At 55.2% G+C, this 19,483-nt stretch carries 14 protein-coding genes; 3 read left to right on the top strand and 11 right to left on the bottom strand.

Annotation, left to right across the window (positions count from 1 at the left end; all coding sequences use genetic code 11):
* From ACKTS9_RS11350 to ACKTS9_RS11325, 6 genes are read right to left on the bottom strand one after another with little or no spacing between them, the layout of a single operon-like run.
* Window positions 1-906 carry an ABC transporter permease gene (locus tag ACKTS9_RS11350; protein ID WP_349216708.1) on the bottom strand — a complete coding sequence of 302 codons (906 nt, stop codon included), beginning with the start codon at window positions 904-906 and terminating at the stop codon, window positions 1-3.
* Complete coding sequence (locus ACKTS9_RS11345) at window positions 903-1,955, bottom strand: ABC transporter permease (RefSeq protein ID WP_349216709.1); 1,053 nt, start codon at window positions 1,953-1,955, stop codon at window positions 903-905. Before ACKTS9_RS11345 ends, ACKTS9_RS11350 begins: the two co-directional genes overlap by 4 nt.
* Window positions 1,945-3,477, bottom strand: a complete 1,533-nt coding sequence (locus ACKTS9_RS11340; protein WP_349216711.1) for an ABC transporter ATP-binding protein — start codon at window positions 3,475-3,477, stop codon at window positions 1,945-1,947. The genes ACKTS9_RS11345 and ACKTS9_RS11340 overlap by 11 nt, the downstream gene beginning before the upstream one ends.
* A gap of 19 nt (window positions 3,478-3,496) precedes the next feature.
* The gene (locus ACKTS9_RS11335) at window positions 3,497-4,555 is read right to left on the bottom strand and encodes a BMP family ABC transporter substrate-binding protein (protein ID WP_349216712.1); all 1,059 of its coding nucleotides are present in this window, start codon (window positions 4,553-4,555) and stop codon (window positions 3,497-3,499) included.
* A gap of 13 nt (window positions 4,556-4,568) precedes the next feature.
* The gene (locus tag ACKTS9_RS11330; RefSeq protein ID WP_349216713.1) at window positions 4,569-5,534 is read right to left on the bottom strand and encodes a nucleoside hydrolase; all 966 of its coding nucleotides are present in this window, start codon (window positions 5,532-5,534) and stop codon (window positions 4,569-4,571) included.
* Between the two features lies 1 nt (window position 5,535).
* Complete coding sequence (locus tag ACKTS9_RS11325; protein WP_407880864.1) at window positions 5,536-6,447, bottom strand: ribokinase; 912 nt, start codon at window positions 6,445-6,447, stop codon at window positions 5,536-5,538.
* A gap of 212 nt (window positions 6,448-6,659) precedes the next feature.
* Between ACKTS9_RS11325 and ACKTS9_RS11320 the strand changes: the two genes are divergently transcribed.
* Window positions 6,660-8,552 (top strand): PfkB family carbohydrate kinase, encoded by a 1,893-nt coding sequence (locus ACKTS9_RS11320; RefSeq protein ID WP_349216715.1) that lies wholly within the window; start codon window positions 6,660-6,662, stop codon window positions 8,550-8,552.
* 145 nt (window positions 8,553-8,697) lie between these two features.
* Here the strand turns inward: ACKTS9_RS11320 and ACKTS9_RS11315 are convergent, their stop codons facing one another.
* The 4 genes from ACKTS9_RS11315 to ACKTS9_RS11300 all read right to left on the bottom strand — a co-directional run bounded on the left by ACKTS9_RS11315 (window position 8,698) and on the right by ACKTS9_RS11300 (window position 13,963).
* Window positions 8,698-10,380, bottom strand: coding sequence for a DUF4091 domain-containing protein (locus ACKTS9_RS11315; RefSeq protein WP_407880861.1), 1,683 nt, complete (start codon window positions 10,378-10,380; stop codon window positions 8,698-8,700).
* A 90-nt stretch (window positions 10,381-10,470) separates the two neighbouring features.
* The gene (locus tag ACKTS9_RS11310; RefSeq protein ID WP_349216717.1) at window positions 10,471-12,051 is read right to left on the bottom strand and encodes an ABC transporter substrate-binding protein; all 1,581 of its coding nucleotides are present in this window, start codon (window positions 12,049-12,051) and stop codon (window positions 10,471-10,473) included.
* A gap of 56 nt (window positions 12,052-12,107) precedes the next feature.
* Entirely contained in the window at window positions 12,108-13,022 is a 915-nt protein-coding gene (locus tag ACKTS9_RS11305) for a carbohydrate ABC transporter permease (protein WP_349216718.1), read from the bottom strand.
* A gap of 14 nt (window positions 13,023-13,036) precedes the next feature.
* The gene (locus ACKTS9_RS11300; protein WP_349216719.1) at window positions 13,037-13,963 is read right to left on the bottom strand and encodes an ABC transporter permease; all 927 of its coding nucleotides are present in this window, start codon (window positions 13,961-13,963) and stop codon (window positions 13,037-13,039) included.
* Window positions 13,964-14,163: 200 nt separating this feature from the next.
* Between ACKTS9_RS11300 and ACKTS9_RS11295 the strand changes: the two genes are divergently transcribed.
* A complete protein-coding gene (locus ACKTS9_RS11295; RefSeq protein WP_349216720.1) occupies window positions 14,164-15,273 on the top strand; it encodes a response regulator transcription factor in 1,110 nt (369 codons plus the stop codon).
* Window positions 15,263-17,059: a sensor histidine kinase gene (locus ACKTS9_RS11290; protein ID WP_349216721.1), complete on the top strand. Its 1,797-nt coding sequence runs from the start codon at window positions 15,263-15,265 to the stop codon at window positions 17,057-17,059. The genes ACKTS9_RS11295 and ACKTS9_RS11290 overlap by 11 nt, the downstream gene beginning before the upstream one ends.
* Window positions 17,060-17,554: 495 nt before the next feature.
* Here the strand turns inward: ACKTS9_RS11290 and ACKTS9_RS11285 are convergent, their stop codons facing one another.
* Window positions 17,555-19,285, bottom strand: coding sequence for a recombinase family protein (locus ACKTS9_RS11285; RefSeq protein ID WP_407880857.1), 1,731 nt, complete (start codon window positions 19,283-19,285; stop codon window positions 17,555-17,557).
* Window positions 19,286-19,483 lie beyond the last annotated feature (198 nt).

Below are 19,483 nucleotides of genomic sequence, written 5' to 3'. Positions count from 1 at the left end.
TCAGATCTGTGCTTTTTTCTTTTTCGCCACTTTACGGCTGTTGATGTACAGCGCTACCAGCACTGCCAGGTACGGCAGCATATCGGTGAACTGGTTGGGAATGTTGATTTGCTGAAGCGTCAGGCCCATACCCTCGGTAATGCCGAAAATCAGGCAGATGGCCAGCACGGTCAGCGGGTTGCCAGAAGACAGGATGATGATGGCCAGGCTGATCCAGCCGCGGCCGTTGGACATGTTCTCTGTGAACATGCGCATGATGCCCAGGCTCAGGAAGGTGCCGCCGATGCCGCACAGCACACCGCAGATCAGGATGGAGAAGAATTTCAGTTTGTCGGCCTTGATACCCACCGAGTCGATGACCTTGGCGTCATAGCCGCAGGCGCGCAGGCGCAGGCCGAAGGATGTTTTATAAATGACCACATACACCAGCGGCACGACCACCAGGAAGGTGATGTACAGCGGGAAAGCATGGCCATTCACGATCTCGCCCAGCACGGGGATATCCCGCACAATAGGAATGTCCCACTTGGGCAGCGCCACGATGCGGGGGTCGATCAGCGAACCTTTGACGTCAAACAGCTGGCGCAGATAATAGGTGGTGGCGCCGGCCACAAACGAGTTGATGGCAATACCGGTGATGAACTCGCCGGTCTTCATCTTCAGCACAAAGAACGCGAACAGCAGCGATACGATCACGCTGCCCAGGATGCCGAAGAGCAGTCCCATCCACCAGGATTCGAACAAATAGGATCCCACCACGGAGGTGAACGCGCTGATCAGCAGCATGCCTTCCATGGAGATGTTGAACACGTTGGCGTGCCAGGTGAACAGGCCGCCCAAAGCCGCCAGCAGAATGGGAATGGAAGCGGGCAGGGCCGATTTCAGAATTTCAATGATCAGACTCATTTGCTCACCTCCAGGTCCTTGGTTTTTCTGCGGGCGATCATCTTGTTGATGAAGATGCCCGAATAGGCGCGGAACGCAACCACCGACAGCACGGTGATGGCAATGAGCATGGTGGTAAACTCGGACGGAACGCCCGTATCCAGCTGCATGCCCGTAGCGCCCGACTGCAGAATGGAGAACAGAATGGCGTAGATAAACACGCCTGCAATGTTGTTGCCGGCGATGATGGAGATCATCAGACCATCGTTGGCAAAGCTTTCGCCCAAACCGCTGATCACGCGGTGCTGCTGCGTGGCGCCCACGATCATCATAGCGCCCAGCAGACCTGCCAGCGCGCCGCTGAGCAGCATGGCACGGAAGAAGTTCTTGTCCGTGTTGCAGCCGCCCACCCGGGCGAACAACTCGTTCTGCCCCATGATGCGCAGTTCATAGCCCATTTTGCTCTTGCGCACCAGGAACACTGCCGCGATGTACACTGCGATCATGATGAATACTGCCGAATCGATCTTTCCAAAGGCGGGCAGAATGCCGTTCTCCGAGACCACACGGCTGGCCGGCCACTGGGTGGCAGGGTCTTTCAGCGGCGTGGAGATCAGGTACCGGATGAAGTAGTCCGCCACAAAGTTCAGCATCAGGGTGATGATGAATTCATTCATGCCGAACAGCTTTTTGCCCAGTGCGGCAACACCGGCCCACAGCGCGCCTGCCAGCATACCGGCCAGAATCATCAGAGGAATCAGGATGATGGCCGGCGCGGGTACGTACAGACCGATCAGGGTAGCCGCCATGGCGCCCATCAGCAGCTGACCGAACTGGCCCAGGTTGGATGCACCGGAGCCCAGGGCCATGGCCGCCGAAGCGCCCGCCAGCATCAGGAATACAAATCGGTTAATGGTGTTGGCGCGGCCCACATCTGTGGACAAACTGTACTTGAGAATGCTGGTGTAGCATGTGGAAGGCGAATACCCCTGGGACGCCAGCATGATCATGCCGATGATAACGGCGGTCACAACACCCAGCACCACGGTCAGATTTTTCTTATTTTTCACCTTCGTCACCTCCCGCGCCCAGCATATACGCGCCCACCTCTTCTTTGGTGGTATCTTCGATGTTCTTTTCCATTGCGATTTTTCCGTTGTACATGACGATCATCCGGTCGGACAGATTGAACAGTTCATCCAGGTCCGCGGACACCAGCAAAATGGCATCGCCTGCATCCCGTTTTTCCACGATCCGCCGGTGAATGTACTCGATGGACCCCACGTCCAGGCCGCGCACGGGCTGGTCCACTACCAGAATCTTGCTGTCCAGCTCAAATTCGCGGCCGATAATGACCTTCTGCTGATTGCCGCCGGACAGAGAGCCGATGTTCATATCCGGCCCCTGGCAGCTGACCTGATACCCCTCGATGATTTTTTTGGCCAGAGCCCTGCACTCCTTCTGGCGCAGCAGGCCCCATTTGCCTAAAATCTTGGGGTTCACATAGTGGTGAGTCATGATGGAGTTCATCAAAATGCTCTCGTTCTGAGAACTGCCGCTTTGCTTGCGGTCCTGCGGCACGTATGCGATCCGGCGGCGCCGTTCACTCACGGACATCTGAGAGATATCCGTGCCGTCCACCAGAATACGGCCCTCGGCCTGCATCAGGCCCATGACGGCCTGCACCAGTTCGTACTGGCCGTTGCCCTCTACGCCCGCGACGCCCAGAATCTCGCCGCCGCGCAGTGTGAAGCTCACGTCGTCCAGATGTTTTTTATGGGCCAGGTTCTGATCCTGCATGGTCAGATGCTGCACTTCCATGCGCACCTCGCCGGGATGTGCAGGCGCCTTTTCCACGCTGAGCATCACCGAACGGCCTACCATGGCATTGGCCAGGTCCGCTTTGGTCAGGCCCTGATTGTCCTTGGTCCAAATGTACTGACCATTGCGCATGACCGTGATTCGGTCGGAGATGGCCAGCACCTCGTTCAGCTTATGGCTGATGAAAATAATGGTCTTGCCCTGGCTTCGGATCTGGTTCAGCAGGACGAACAGCTCGTCCACTTCCTGCGGCGCCAGCACGGCGGTGGGTTCGTCCAGAATCAGTGTCTTTACATCCCGGAACAGCAGCTTGACGATTTCAACCTTCTGCTGCGCCGCAATGGAAATATCACGGATCTTGGCGTCCAGCGGGATGTCAAACTTAAACTCCCGCATAATTTTTTCCAGTTTCGCACGGGACGCGCTCAGGTCCAGCAGACCGTGCCGGGTGGGTTCGTCACCCAGCACGATGTTCTCGATCACGGTGTACTCGCCGATGAGCATGAACTCCTGATGAACCATTCCGATGCCGAGGCGGACTGCTTCCTGAGGAGTTGAAATATTCACCTTTTTTCCGTCGATAAACGTCTCGCCCTCGTTGGCCTTCTCCAGCCCGAACAGCACTTTCATCAGGGTCGATTTGCCCGCGCCGTTCTCTCCGATGATCGAATGGATCTCACCTGCGCGAATGTCCATGGAAACCTTGTTCAGCGCCACTTTGTCCGGCGGAAAGACCTTTACGATCTCTTTCAGTTGAATATACGGCTCCATCGCAACTCCTCCATAGAACTTATTCTTCGGTGTACTGCTCCACGGTGATCTCGCCGGAGACGATCTTGTCCTCCACTTCCTCGATCTGGGCGATCATGTCCTCGCTCAGAATGTCGCGGGTGTAGTCGTCAATGGCAAGGTATACGCCGCTGGGACCGGCGCCCTTGGTGTACAGGTGGTTGGCCTCATAGGTGCCGTCCATCATCATGGCAAACATGTCATACACGGCGCCGTCCAGGTCTTTGACCATGGAAGTTACCACGTGGCCCGGATACAAACCGTTCTGGTTGGAGTCCACGCCGATGGCATATTTGTTTTCCTCATTGGCTGCTTCCAGAACGCCCTGGCCGGAAGTGCCCGCTGCCTGGAACACAATGTCCACGCCCTGTGCATACAGCTGCTTGGCCGCGGTTTTGCCCTTGACCGGATCAAAGAAGTCGCCCACATAGGTGGAAACAATTTCAATCTCGGGGTCCACATACGCCACGCCCTGCTCAAAGCCTTTGTAGAAGCCTTTGATAACGGGGATGTCCTGGCCGCCCACAAAGCCGACCTTTTTCTCACCATTGGCCAGTTCCAGATCGCTGGTGGTCACCAAAGCCGCGGTAACGCCTGCCAAAAATGCGCCTTCTTCACTGATGAAGGTGTAACTGCTGATGGTCTTGGCGGTATTTTCCAGCACAAAGTCCAGGCAGACGATCTTGGTGTCGGGGTACTTGTCCGCATACTGCGTGTACAGTTCTTCAAAGCCGTACGGCTCCGAGAACACCACGTCGGGCTGCCACTGGAAGCACGCCTCCAGCGACTCAGCGTATTTGGATGCGTCGTTGTTGTTCTCGATGATGGTGGTCTGCGCGCCGAAATCTTCTTCGATGCGCTTCAGGCCGCCGGCCACGGAGTCACAGAATCCGTTGTCACCGGTGGCGCCGGGTGTCACGTAAGCCACTTTCATGCCTGCGCCGGCTCCTTCGCCTTCACCCGAAGTGCCCGAGGCAGCGGCCCCGCCGGTTCCGCCGCAGGATGTGAGCACCATGCAGCATGCCAGAAACAATGCGATCAGTCGTTGCGTCTTTTTCATTGGTTTGTCCTCCTTAAAGAATCTTCAATAACATCTCGGTAAACAGCGCTTTGTCCGCGCCGAGTGCCACTTTCACATTGGGTTTTTTGCTTTTGTCTCTCCGGTCCAAATCAAAAATACTCATACCATCGGCCGCGCCGCCGGAGATGTCCACATCCGCCCAGGTCTCCCGCACGTCGCGCAGCACGCGCTCGTCCAGCACCGTGCACACTGCCAGCGCGTCGTGCACCGGCACGGTGTTCACATCGGCCATGGGCTGCCAGTGCTTGTAAGCCCGGTGCCGCTGTGCCACGATGTCCGCAGTCAACCGCCCGGCCTTGGTCCCCTTGGCCCGCAGCTTTTCGGCATCCTCCACGGAAACAGCGGCCGCATGGGTGGCGTCCAGAGGTACAACGGTGATGTCACAGCCGCTGTCAAACACGATCTTGGCCGCCTCCGGATCGATCCAGAAATTGAACTCCGCCGAGGGCGTGATGTTCACTTCCCGATAGCCGCCGCCCATGAGCACGATTCTCTGAATCTTCTGTGCAATGCGCGGTTCGATGCGCAGAGCCATGGCGATGTTGGTCAGCGGTCCCACCGGAATCAGGATGATGTCTCCGTCCGACTTCATCAGCGTGTCGATCAGCCAGAACACCGCGTGTTCGGGCTGCGGCCGGATGGTGGCCGCCGGCAGTTCGATGTAATCGCCGTGCACATTGTCCTCGGGATTTTCCGGTCCCTTGTAAGGAACGTTGGGTCGCCGGCCCGGCGCCAGAGTGGACACCATGGGCAGGCTGCAGCCGCGGTATACGGGAACACGGTCCTGCAGTCCCAGATATTCCACCACACGCAAAGTGTTTTCGGTGGTAAAGTCGATGCCGCGGTTTCCGTTCACCGAGCACACACCCAACACTTCCAGTTCCGGTGAAAGCAGCGCCGTCATCATGGCAATGGCGTCATCGGTGCCGGTATCTACATCCAGAATCACTTTTTGCATCTCAGTCTCCTCCTTCTTCTTGACTGGCGAGAAACGCCTCAACTTCTTTTTTATCCGGAATACTCTGGGCAGCACCCTGCTGTGTTACCGACAAGGCCGCCGCCGCGCTGGCCATGCGCAGCGCCTCCCGCACCGGCCGTTCCTGCGCCATGGATGCCAGGAAGTAACCGCAGAAGGTATCGCCCGCGCCGGTGGTGTCCACAACGCCCACCGAATAAGTCTTCTGGTACAGGGTTTGTTCTCCGTCAAAAAAGTACGCGCCCTTTTCGCCCACTGTCAGCACGAACTCCGCGCCCGGGAACCGTGCCTTCAGCCCTTCCAGAATCACGTCCGGCTCCTCGCTGTCCACGCGGGCCAGGCACCGTCCCTCCACTTCATTGAGAATGAAGCAATCCACCAATTCTAGCGGATACGTTTCAATGGCGTCGTTGATGGGCGAAGGGTTGAACACCACTTTCATATTTTGCTGTTTGGCCCGGCGGATGGCGTAATCCACATTGGAGATCTCGTTCTGCAAAAGCAGCAGATCGCCCGGCCAGAACACTTCGGTCGCCCGGTCAATATCTCCCCGGGAGATGTCCGCGTTTGCACCGCCCCAGATGATGATGTTGTTCTGCCCGGTTTCATCTACCTGAATGACGGCGTGGCCTGTGGCCCGGTCCGTGCTCTGAATGTAATCGGTTTGCACCCCGGCCTGTTTCAGAAAGGTCAGCAGCCGTTCGCCGTCTGTGCCGATCTTACCCGCGTGGTATACCTTTGCACCTGCCCGGGCGATGGCCACCGACTGGTTGAGTCCCTTTCCTCCGCAGAATTCTTCGTACCGCAGCGCCTGGATGGTTTCCTTTGGCTGTACAAAATGTTTCACGCTGTATGTCTTGTCCAAATTCAAAGAGCCAAGATTCAATACCCTCATATGCAACTCTCTTTTCTCGGAAAATGTTTTCTTAAAATGTTTTCCTGAACATAAAATACAACTTTTTTCTAACACTGTCAACACTTTTTATTCAATTTTTCAAGCAGAGGTTTGAAAATCCTTTCAAATTCGCTATAATAAAGTCATCGCAGACCCTTACATCGGACGAAAGGAGCGCGCGGCCTTTTACGCGAAGGTTCGCGCAAAACAATATGAACATCAGCAAACTTGCGCAGCTGGCCGGGGTTTCGGTTTCCACGGTTTCCAAAATTATGAACAACAAGGACGAAAGCATCAGTGCCGCAACGCGGGAGCGGGTCCTCAAAATCGCCAAGGAATACCACTACCAACCCTACGCAGCAGCCCTGTCCAAAGACAGCAAAACCTGGACGCTGGGCGTGCTGTTGCGAAGCAGCGCCAGCATGAATCTGGCGCTGACCGGCATGCTGGAAACCGCCCAGCAGGCAGGTTATACGCTGATGATCCGGGAAAGCGGCGGCGACGAAGCAAGCGAAGAGCGGAATTTATCCGTCCTGTGCTCTTTGCGCATTGACGGCTTGCTGTGGGAGCCGCTGAGCCCCGACAGTCTTCGCCACCGGGACATGCTGGAGGAAGCACACATTCCCGCTTTCCTGTTCAACATTGACCAGCCGCAGGCGGTGAACATTGACTACGCCACTCTGGGTTATCAGGCCACTCAAAAACTGGTGGAGCTGGGCCACACGGACATCGGTTGTCTGCTCAGCGAAGGCACCCGCACCCAGGCTTTTCTGGCAGGTTACCAGCAATGCCTGTTTGACAATCACATTCCCCTGCGGGAAGAATTCGTGTTCCGGGGCATCACCGACAGCCTGCTGCAAAAAATTTCCGCACACGCAGTCAGCGGCATCGTCAATTCCCACTACGCGGCAGCCACCGCTTTGTTTGACGCCATCACCGTACTGCACTATCAGCTGCCCTATGACCTGTCGCTGATTACCCTGCGGGATGATTCCCGAGGTGTTCTGCGCTATCCGAAAATTTCCGGTTACACCATTCCGCACTGCGAATTTGGCCGATACCTGTGTTCCCGCCTGATCGCCCGTGTGGAAAAAGCACCGGACCCGGGCGAGGTCTTTCTCCATACCCCGGTACTGGACAGCAGCGATTCCATCGGCATTCCCTATAACAATCGCTCGCCGAAAATTGCGGTGGTCGGCAGTATCAACATCGACAACTACCTCAATGTAGACAAACTTCCCCGCACCGGAAAAACGGTGAACTCATCCATCTCCGCCATCTATGTGGGCGGCAAGGCCATCAACCAGTCTGTGGGCGTGTCGCGGCTGGGGCACCGTGTTTCTCTGATCGGCTGCGTAGGCAACGACGTGGACTCCGACACAGTGTTCACCACGCTGAATCAATACCGCATCGACCCGGTGGGCGTCCGCCGACGGGCCGGCTATAAAACCGGACAGGCCTATATTTTTGTACAGCACGACGGCAATTCCATGATTTCCATCATGTCCGGTGCCAACGAAGCGCTCTCGCCGGACGACCTCTCCCAGGACGAGCGCCTGTTTGAAAACACGGCGTATTGTCTTCTGCAAACCGAGATTCCGCTGCCCACCGTGACGCAGGCCGCACGGCTGGCACGGCGGCGGGGCATCGCCACCATTCTGAAACCGGCCGCCTGCGGCGTGCTTCCCCGGGAACTGCTGGAGAACGTAGACATTCTGGTTCCCAACCACGAAGAGCTGCAGGAACTGTGTCCTTCCCAGCGGGGAATGGACGCCCAGACCGATTTTCTTCTGAAGCAGGGCGTGGGCACCGTCATTGTCACGCTGGGAGAAAACGGCTGCTATGTTAAAAACGCTCAAATCTGCCAGCGGCTGCCCGCCCAGGACTTTGACCCGGTGGACAGTTCCGGCGCCTGCGACGCATTTATCAGCGGGCTTGCATCGTACCTTTTGTACGGCTACCCGCTGCTGAAGGCCGTGCGCATTGCCACCTACGCGGCGGGCTTCAGCGTCACACGGGAAGGCGTGGTTCCGTCTCTGATTGACAGAAACACCCTGGAGGCCTATATCCGTCAGCGGGAGCCAGACCTGCTGGCCCCGCAGTAAAGGCGTTTTTGCAAAAATAAAAAGCCACTGTCCAACAAAATGGACAGTGGCTTTTTTCACACAAAAACAAATTCCAGAAGCCGTTGTTCTAACGTCCTTACGTCAGCACCTCACGCAAGATCATTTTCAACTGTTTTTCTGTGATTCAATCGCTCTTTTCTGCATTGTCAGAGGTACCGGCCACTTCCGGCAGCGCCAGAACTGCCGTCCACAGCCGCGAAAAGAACGCTTTGTCCCGCGGATAATGTGTGAAGCTCATTTCTCCGCCGACCGCTCGCAGCAAATCCACCGTGCGCCTGCGCCCAATCCGGCTTTCGCACAGACGCAGCAGCCGCAGATCCTGCAGCGCTTCCTTGAGTACTTCTCCCCGGATGGATCCCCAGGCTGTACCATCCGGCCCCGGGTAAACCAGGAAAGCATCCCCCGAAGGAAAAGCTTCCCCGGCATCGGTCACCCGGAAGGGATCGATGTGCCGTACCGAGCGTTGTGAATTGTAAAAATTGAACCCCCAATGTAAAAACCCCTCAAGATCATAGCCGTAGAGCAGCGCACCCAAAATGCGGTTGCGTGCGCTGGGCATGGCAATAAAACGATTCGGCACCGCAACGGCCTGTACGGTGCAGTAATAGGTCCAAAGGCCGGTCACACCATGGTCTACAAATGTCTGAATGCAGTCATTGCAGACAACCGGCTTCTCTACAATTCCTTCCTGATAAATGTCATAGCTGCTCAGTGCATCGATCACATGGCACCCCTCCAGCAGGTCGGCCACCGTTGCCTTTGCGGCGGCGTAGGTGGCTTTCTCCTTGTCATGCGGTTCATCGGAAATATGGAACCACACGTGCGCAAGGCCTACCAGATCATCCAGTTCCTGCTTCAGGGCGGGGAGAAAAGCCCGCAGGAACCGGGTGTATTCACCGCCCACGGCCGGGGTATGCCAGCCAAAGCGTTTTTCCAGCCCGCTGGAGGTATGTACCATAATTTTGGGGGCAAATTCCGCGCCCCACTGGGTAAACAGATGCGCCACTTCGATTTCGGTGATTCCGTGGCTGCGCGCCATGTTCACCCAGCGCCGCAATCGGTCAAACCCGAAGCTCCACTGTCCGTCCGCGAGGAGCACGTCCACCAGCTGTACCGTGGTGCGCTCACCGCCCCTGGCGGTGTCCAGCGGCGGGGTGAATACCGGGGTCAACAGCATATTGATGCCGTGCTCTGCAGCGCTGGCCATAAAATGATCCAGAATGCGCCAGTGCTCCTCGCTGAACACCGGCACCCGGTAATAGTCGGCCAGACAATCCGCGTGGAACCATTGGGTCTGCAAAAGCGTCTGCGGCGGCAACGCCTGCTGCAATATCTGCACCGACAGCGAAAACACCGCCAGCTGACAACCATCCGGGTCCACCAGTTCCAGTTCCATTGCAGCACAGCCCGGCTCCAGCAGCGAGGCATCCAGCGTCAGCCACAGGCTGCGCCACTGGGCCGGCACCGCCTTGAACGTTTCGTCCCATTCGGCGGGTCGCAGCAAATCCGGCAAAAGGCCCGGGCGAGTGGTGAGATAATTGTCATCCCAGGTGCCATGGCAAGGGTAATCGCAGGGCACCAGCTCCACCTGAAAAAGCCGCAGCGCGGCTCTGGCGGTACCGGTGCACCGCAGGCAAAAGGTTGTGGAAGTTTCTCCGAAATCATCATTTTGACAGGTGTAAGCCAGCTGGAAAGACCATTTCTGATTTTTCAAAAGCACAGGCACACCGGTTGACAGCTCCTCGGGCCGTCGGTCCGGCAGCACTTTTTCCAGGCTGTCGGTGAGAAGAAATTCATAGCTTGTCATAGAACATCTCCTGGTTTTGATCGTCCGGTGAAGCAAAGATAAAAGGGAGATGGCGGGATATGCCCGCCATCCCCCATAGGTTGATTTTTCTTATTCGGGATGGCTTTCCAGGAAGGCCTGTGCCTGTGTATGGAACGCTTCCTGCAGAACATCGACGCCGGCGGCATCCAGTTTTGCCTTCAGTTTTTCCACATCGCCAGCCGGATCGTCCGTAAAGCCAAGCTGCAGCAGTTTATAGTCGGAGTTATAGATCTCGCTGATTGCTGCCACCTCGTTTTTCACTTCGGAATCATCAAACACGAAGGTGATATAACGTCCACTGCGGGCGGTCTCCTTCCAGTTCTCCGTCAGTTCCTCGGAATTGGGAATTCCGCCTTCTACGGTACGCCAGAACTGATCGTTGCGCACGCCCCAGTTGCAGTTGCTGTCGTAGGCGTAGTTCGAGCTGTCCGGCAAAGACTTCAGGCCATGATCCCCCACAGCCTCCCAGTGCACGCCTTCAATGCCGTAGCAGAACAGGTTGTGGCAGATTTCGTCATTGCGCAGATAGTCCAGCGCCATCAATGCGCGTTCCGGGTTCTTGGACTTGGAGAAAATGCTCATGCCGTTGGCCAGATAGGACTGGATGGTCGCAGGAGCGCCGTTCATGGCGTCAAACACACGCACATCCCACTCGGGGTGTTCCGCCTGCAGCGTAGCGTACAAACTCTTGGCCGTATTGATGTTCATCACAGCCAGTGCGGACTTGCCCGCCTGGAAGCTCTCGGTATTGTTCTGCGTGTTGACAACGGCATTGCGGCTCCAGAAGCCCCGGTCGCGCCAGTCTTTCACGGTGTTCAGCGTATCCATGAAAATGTCTGCATCCAATGTGCTCATCACATTGGCTTCGGGATCGTTCTCCTGCACACAGGTGATCAGGTTGACCGGTGGCAGCACAGCATAATTGCCATCATCCCTGGCGTAAGACTTCACGTTCCACAGAAGGTCAAACACAAACTGGCGGTCATAATCAGAACCAACATCCAGCGGGATCATAGAGGGCTCGTTGTCCACAATCGCCTGCATATACTGCTCCGCACCTTCAAAGGTGTCCAGAGATTCGATGCCGTATTTGTCCATCAAATCGCCGCGGGCCATCCAGACATAAGCAGTCAGTTCCTGATAGTTCATGGGCAGCATATAGACCTTACCGTCCACCTTGGCCTGCTCCCAGGCTTCGGGATACATGCTTTCGGCCGTCATGGGCGCATAGGTTTCCAGCGCTTCGGGGGTGATCTCCCAGAAGCCCTGTTTGCTGGCTTGTGCATTGTAGAAGCACCAGTCCGCGGTAAAGATCATGTCCCAATCTTCGCCGGAAGCAAAAATCAGCGGATATTTCTGCTCGTACTCGCTCCAACTCATGTACTTCACGTCAATAGTTGCGTTGATTTCTTCTTTCAGGCGCTCGTTGATTTTTTCAAACACCTTATCATTGTCCACCGGACGGTCACCGATCAAGTACATGGTCAGCGTGACTTCTTCCGAGATATCCGGGCCGGACGTACCAGAGCCGGATGCGCCGGATGCCGGGGCTGTGGAACTGGACGCAGTTGTTCCTCCGCAGCCGGTGAATGCGCTCACGACCAGCACCAGGGCCAGAACGAGCGCCAACAGTTTCGCTGTTTTTTTCATGGTTTTTCCTCCTTATTGTCTGTATATTCACTGCGCCCGCGCGCAGTTTCTTCCCGTCAGCCTTTCACGGCGCCAATGGTGACGCCTTTGACAAAATATTTCTGTAAAAACGGATACAGAAGAATGATGGGGCCCGTGGCCACCACGGTCATCGCCAGTTTCATTGGCTCGCTGGGCACTTCGCTCATGGGCAGACCGCTGCGGGCAGCTGCCGCTGCAATGGCCTGTGACTTGGTCAAAATGTTGTTCAGGTAATACTGCAGCGGATACAAATCGCTGCGTCCTTCGTCCAGGAAGAGCATGGCGTCGTACCAGTCGTTCCAGTAATTCAGCGCAATGAACAGCCCCACCGTTGCAAGTCCCGCTTTGCACAATGGCATGGCCACGCGAAGATAAATGGTGAAATCTCCTGCGCCGTCCAGCCGTGCGGATTCATACAGCGCTTCCGGGATGCCGGCCATGTAACTTTTTAAAATCAGCAGATAGGTCACATTGATCAGGATCGGCATGATCAGCGCAATCAGACTGTTGTGAAAATGCAGATACTTGGTGTTGAAGATGTACCAGGGCACCAGACCGCCGCCAAAAATGGACGTGAAATAGAAGAAAAACGACACCTGATACCGATAGCGGAACGTGCTGCTGGCCAGCACATAGGCCGCCATGCTGGTAAAGAAAAGTCCCAAAAATGTGCCGGTGACTGTGACGAAAATCGTTACGCCGTAAGCGCGAAGCAGATCCTCGGGAATTTTGAACAGCGTTTTATACGCATCCAGCGAAAATGTCTCCGGAATCAGCTGGTAACCGTGGGTCAGAATGGACGTCTGATCGGAAAAAGAACCGCTGAGCACCAGAAGGAACGGAAGCAGACAGCACGCAGAAAGCACCGTCAGCACCACCACCGAAATCACGTCGAAGATGACGCGATCCCGCCCGATGGGCTTTTTGCCGATTTTGGTTTTGCTGGCCATAAGTCTGCCTCCTTTCAAAACAATGCGTAATCCGGCTCAACCTTTTTCACCAATTTGTTGGCAAGCAGTACCAACAGGAAGGAAAACGTCGACTGATATAAGCCCGCGGCACTGGTCATGCCGAACTCCTGCAGCTGCAGCAGAGAGCGCGTCACATAAGTATCGATCACATCGGTCACTTCCAACACCATGGGGTTGTTGCCGGTGACCTGCCAGAACATCTGGAAATCACCCTTCATAATGGTACCGATGGCCAGCAGGAACAAAATGACCACTGTGGGCCGAATGCCCGGCAGAGTGATGTGGCGGATCTTCTGCCACATGTTCGCGCCGTCCAGATCGGCCGCCTCGTACAGCTGACCGTCGATGTTCATGATGCTGGCCAGATACATCACCGTACCGTATCCGACATTTTTGAAAGCGCTCACTCCGATGAGAATGAAGGGCCAGACCGCCTCGTTGGAGTAAATATCCACCGGCTCAAGCCCCAGCGAACGCAGGAACGTGTTGACCGCGCCAAACTCGAAGTTGAACATGTTGTAGATAAAGGCTCCGACTACAACCCAGGAGATAAAATACGGAAAGAACATGACCGACTGAGTGATTCGCTTGAACCACTTGCCCGCCAGCTCGGAAAGAAGGATGGCGCAGGTGATCTGCAAAACCGTATTCACGCACAGAAAAGCCAGGTTGTACAGGATGGTATTCCGCGTGACGCTCCACGCCTTCCCCGACTGAAAAAAGTATTCAAAATTCTTGAACCCCACCCAAGGGCTGCCGAAAATTCCATCGTGGTAGTTGTATTCTTTGAAAGCCAGCACAATTCCGCCCATGGGAATGTAGCACATCAGGATCACCACAATGGCTGCTGGAAGCAGCATCAGCCATTTAATCCGGTTCTCTTTCAAATCCTGGAGAAAAGGATGTTTGCTCCGTTTCATCGCCCCGGCCTCCTTGCACTGTGTTTTTCTCCACTCACATCGTATCAGACCGGCTCTTTCAAAACAACGGGAGCCGATTATGATAGGTGGGAAAAATTATGGTATTTTAAGAATTTTTTATTTTTTGCATCAAAATCCATTGAATCGTTATAATTTTCAGTCTATATTATAGTAAGAATATACAAGAAAGAGGGGCTGGCATGCGCTTTTCCGTACTGATCGTAGATGATGAAAAAATGCCCCGGGAGATTCTTCGCAATTATGTTCCCTGGGAGAAATTGCAAGTAGACCGGGTGGAAGAGGCAGAGGACGGCGCCCAGGCTTTGGAGCTGGCCCGCCTTCACCGGCCGGACATTGTCATCAGCGATGTGAAGATGCCTCGCATGAACGGTCTGGAACTGGCCGGCGCCGTACGAGAGATCTACCCGGACTGCCAGTTTATCTTTCTCAGTGGCTACACCGACAAAGAATATCTCAAAGGCGCCATCAAACTGCGGGCCGCCAGTTATGTGGAAAAACCCATCGATCTTGAAGAATTGAGCACTGTGCTGCAGGAAGTGACGGCAGAACTGGAAAAGCGAAGTCTGCCGGATCCACAGCTGTTGTTCTACCGCGGGGAGAATGGAGATCTCTCCCAGCCGAACAACGGCCGGGTATACGTCTATGAAAAAGCGATTTTTACCGCATTGGGCAATCTGATCCGCCACAAATGCCGGCCGGAGGCACTTGCCCTCACAGCCCGCATTTACAGAGAGCTGCGTCAGTGCGAGGGCACGCCGCCGGAAGTGGTTCGCAATCTCTACTGCCAGATCGTATTCGCGCTTTTGGCCGCTGCGGAAAGCCGGAACATCACCGCCGTGACCGAACAGGGCGATTACCTGCTCTACACCGCCGCCAAACAGCCCACTTTGCTGCTGTTGTGGCAGGCGCTTACCGACGCCATGGAAACCTATTTTCAAGCAGCGGAAAGCAACGCGCAGGATCTGGTCACCCGCGTGGATGAATATCTGGCCGCGCATTTTTCAGACAACGAGCTCACCGTGCAGACCATGGCCTCGGATCTGGGATTCGTGCACACCTATCTTTGCAGCGCCTATAAAAAGAACAGCGGCCGCACCGTCAATCAGAAGCTGACCGAACTGCGAATGGAACGGGCCAAAAGTCTGCTGGCAGACCCCAGCCGCAAGCTGTACGAAGTCGCGCACGAAGTGGGCTATCTGGACGGAAAATATTTTGTAAAACTGTTCACCAAGGAAGTGGGCATCTCGCCCCGCCTTTACCGGGAGAATCTTTGCTGCCATGAAGAATAAACTGCGCGCCTGTTGGCGCAGCCTGTTGTTGGACGTGAGCCTTCGGGGCAAACTGCTGTGCATCTTTTTCCTGTTGCTAGTGCTTCCCCTGGGCGCTTTCACGCTTTACGCCTTTCATCGCATCAATACCGTCATTGAAGAGCAGACATTTTCTGCCTCGCAGAAGGCCTTTGAAGACACGCATACCGCTTTGGAGGATCTGTTCGGTCGCCTGGCGCAGGTGTCCGATATTCTGACCATGGACCCCACTCTCTACGCGCTCGCTTCCGGTGATGCAAATACCACCAGCTACATACAGCGCCTGGAGGATCGCAACCGAATCTCCACCACTTTCTTCTACCTGCGCTCCATGTCGGGGGTGGATCGCATCCGCCTATACGTGAACAACGACTACCTGTACACCAATTCCACAGATATCGTCTCGCTTCAGTCTGTAAGAGGCAGCCGTTGGCTGGAGCCTTTTCAAAACGGAAGTGTTGCGTGCTGGTTCGGCCCCTCAGATTTTTCCGATCAGCCCGAAAGCGAGCAGCAATGGTACTCACTGATGCGCCTGATTTATGATCCTAGCTCCGTACAGAAGCCGTTGGCGATCCTGCGGATCGACATCGCCGCCGACCGAGTGGACGCCGCCGTCAGCCGCAGCACCATCACCCAAAACGGAGCCGTTCTTTTGCTGGACGACGGGCAGATCCTCACATCCTCCTCCCCGGACAGAGCAGAACAGCTCAGTGGTTCTCTGCCGGCCGCCTTTTCGGATGGCTGGACGGAAGTGAACACCTCGCTGGGTCGTTTTCATGTCCAGTCAATGATCTTGGAGGACTGCGGCTGGACCCTGGCCGCCGCCCTTCCGCGGGATGACATCTTTCGAACCAGTCGCGAACTGCGTCTGGAAATGCTGGTGGTAGTGCTTTTGCTCACGGCCGCAGCGTATTTCTTGGCGTATCGGCTCAGTCATTCCATTGCGCGCCGACTTTACCGCCTGAATGACACCATGCACGCGGTGGAGCACGGGGATGTTTCCGCCCGGGTAGAGCCTCAGGGCCGTGACGAAATCGGCCAGCTGATGCGCAGCTTCAGCAATATGATGACCCGCATCGACACGCTCATGGACGAAAAACTGGAACAGGGCCAGCAGATCAAAGCGCTGGAACTGAAAGCGCTTCAGGCTCAGATCAATCCGCATTTTCTGTACAATTCGCTGGATCTGATCAACTGCACCGCCATCGCCTCCAACGTCCCTCAAATCAGCCGAATGGTCAATGCGTTGGCCCGGTTTTATCGACTGTCGCTTAGCCGCGGCAGGGAGGTCATTCCACTTTCGGACGAACTCAAGCATGCGCAGCTCTATGTGGAAATTCAGAATATGCGGTTTGAAAACCGGGTGCAGGTAAAATGGGAAATCGAACGCGGAGTGGAACAATGTTCCATCATCAAAATCGTTTTGCAACCCATCATCGAAAACGCAGTGATTCACGGCATCTTTGAACGGGAAGACAAAACCGGTTGTCTGCGCATCGCCGCCCACCGCCAGCAGGACGATTTAATCATCACCGTGGAAGACAACGGTGTGGGCATGGATGAGGCCACCCGGGTGGCGAACTTTTCGGCTGATGCTTCCAGTGCCAACACCAAAGGCGGCTATGGGGTTCGCAATATCAACGCACGGCTTCACCTGGCCTATGGGCCGGAGTACGGTCTTTTCTGCGAAAGCGAAATCGGCCACGGCACATGTGTGACCATTCGCATTCCAGCGCAGACGTGTCCGTCACCTGATTCCGAGCATTGAGCCTTGGGCAGCAGGCGCAGTGCACAAATCTCATAACTTCAGCGCCCCATAACATAAAAGTGCCCATGCCATTGTGGCATGGGCGCTTTTGGTTCGGTATTGTATCAGGGCCTCTCTCACCTTTTCAACAAGCATACAGATGAATAACTCTGCCTATCATCAACCCGGTAAATCCCGCAACGGTAGTCTGTCACAGTCTGCGAACCCAAAAAGCACAATGAATAGGTGGTGCTATTCATCACTTAAAAAACAGATCCAATTGTAGGAAAGACAACCCCGACAAAAAGTTGTCAGAGCTATTACTGATTTCAGTTGTAGGACATCTAAAAGCATCAACATCTGATAACAAAAAAACCACTGTCCAACTAGACAGTGGTTTTCTGGTGCACCTCCAGGGACTCGAACCCTGGGCCCGCTGATTAAGAGTCAGCTGCTCTACCACCTGTTACGACCACACTTAGCTCAGGGCAGCTATTCAGCTGTTTTTGCGTGGAATTAAGCCACATTTCCGTCTGTGGTGTTTCTTAGAGAATTTTCGCTGTTTTCTTCTGTCTGGCACAGTTCCAGGAACTGCTTGTAGGTCAGTTTCACATGGACGGTCACCTGATAACCTTTGCCCACTTCCACCTTTTCCAGCAGTTCGTTCAGAATCATCCGCTTGCGGGCAAGGGGCGCCAGTTCAAATTCCTCGGCCCAGCCGCAGAACTGTCGGTAGCACTCCTTGATCTTCTGCGCGAGTTCACGGTCATCTTCCGCTTCCTGCAGCACTTTTGCGTACTCCTGTCGCGCAGCCCGCAGCTCTGCTTCCGCCTTGGCGATCAGGCGAGCCAGCATTTCCTGTGAGAATCCGCTTTCGCCATCGAGGCATCGCAGCACTTCTGCTTCGTATCTCTCCAGCGCATGTTCGCAGTCCTGCAACTTCTTTTCCAAGGTTGCCTTCTGCTTACGCTTGTCCTGATATTCCTGCCGAATCTTCTGTTCCAGCAGCTTATCCCGGGGCGCACATCGGATGGAAGAGAAGAGTTCCCGCACTACTTCCAGCACGATCCCGTCCACACGATCTGCCAAGTACAGCGCCTGACCGTCGCAATCCCGAAGTTTCTGCGCCCTCTGATAGCAGTTGTACTTGGGCTTCAGGGATTCTTTCACTGTGCCATCCCTCAGCTTATAGCGGTCGTGATGCATGAATCCGGACATCTTGGCGCCACAGTGTGCGCAGTAGACGAGCCCGGCCAGCAAGGTATTGTTATCCGACTTGTGAGCCACCTTGCGCGCCTCAGCATTTGAGGTACATCTCATATCCACCATCTTGTTGGCCTTTTGGAACAACTCCGGGCTTATGATCTCCAGTTCCGGCAGATGCTGTGATTTGACGCTGCGGGTGACAATGTACCCGAGATATCCTTCATGGCGCAAGATCCGCAGTACATGGACCGGGGTAAATTTCACTCCACTATGGGTACGCAGCCCTCGGTTATTCAGCATCTCTGCCATTGCGTAGGCGCTTTTTCCTTCAAAGGCTGCCAGTTCAAACAGCTCCTGCACGATAGGGGCTTCCTCGGGGGCGACTTCAAGATCCTTTACAGGCTGCCCTTTTTTGTTCACTCGTCCCTTATGCACCGCCCGATAGCCATAGGCCACCGTACCTCCGCTGTAATGGCCGCTGGAATTGAGCTGCTGAATGCGTGTCGCCACCCGTTCTGCAATCTTTTCCGACTCCCCCGCCGCCTGCCAGAAGCGGATGTAGTTGATAAGCTTGTCGGTATGGCTGTCGATCTTTTGCTGTCCCTCGCGGGTACTCCAGACCTCCACACCGTGCTTCACAAACCATTCCACTACATATGGTGTTTCACTTTCAATGCGGCCAAGGCGGTCGAAGAGGAATACCAGCAGGATGTCAATGTTCCCTTTTTCCGCTTCTGCTTTCAACTCCTGAATGGCGTCTCGTTTGGTTGCGGATACTTTTGATCCCGAAACGCCCTTCTCGGCCTTTTCCAGCACCACGCGCCAGCCATGCTGCGCGCAGAATTTCCGGCACTCGATTTTCTGCATGGGGATATCGTCATGATCCACCTGTCCTTTGGTCGACACACGGTAGGCGAGTCCCGCGCGCGGCGCATCGGACGGCAGCTTGGCCATCTCCCTTGCAAAAAACTCATCATTGAGCCATATCTCATCGCTTGCTGAGATTTGGACGGATTCTCCGAATTGATTGGTATACTTCACTGCCCTGTCCTCCTTGTAGGTCATGCCTGCAATTCGGACCGGTCCTATTCATTTTTCAAGGTTCTGCCGGGGAGGTATAGCCTTCCCCGCACTACAACACTACCTTATAAGGCAAAGGAAAGCTATCACCAAAACGGAGAAACACCGCTGTTCAAACTGGTGAAATTGCAGCACATTACACTCCTGTGACACGAAAAG

This window comes from Owariibacterium komagatae, assembly GCF_045865535.1.
Taxonomy (GTDB): Bacteria; Bacillota; Clostridia; order Oscillospirales; family Ruminococcaceae; genus Ruthenibacterium; species Ruthenibacterium komagatae.
Note: the sequence above shows the minus strand (reverse complement) of the source record. Positions and strands in the feature narration are given on the sequence as shown.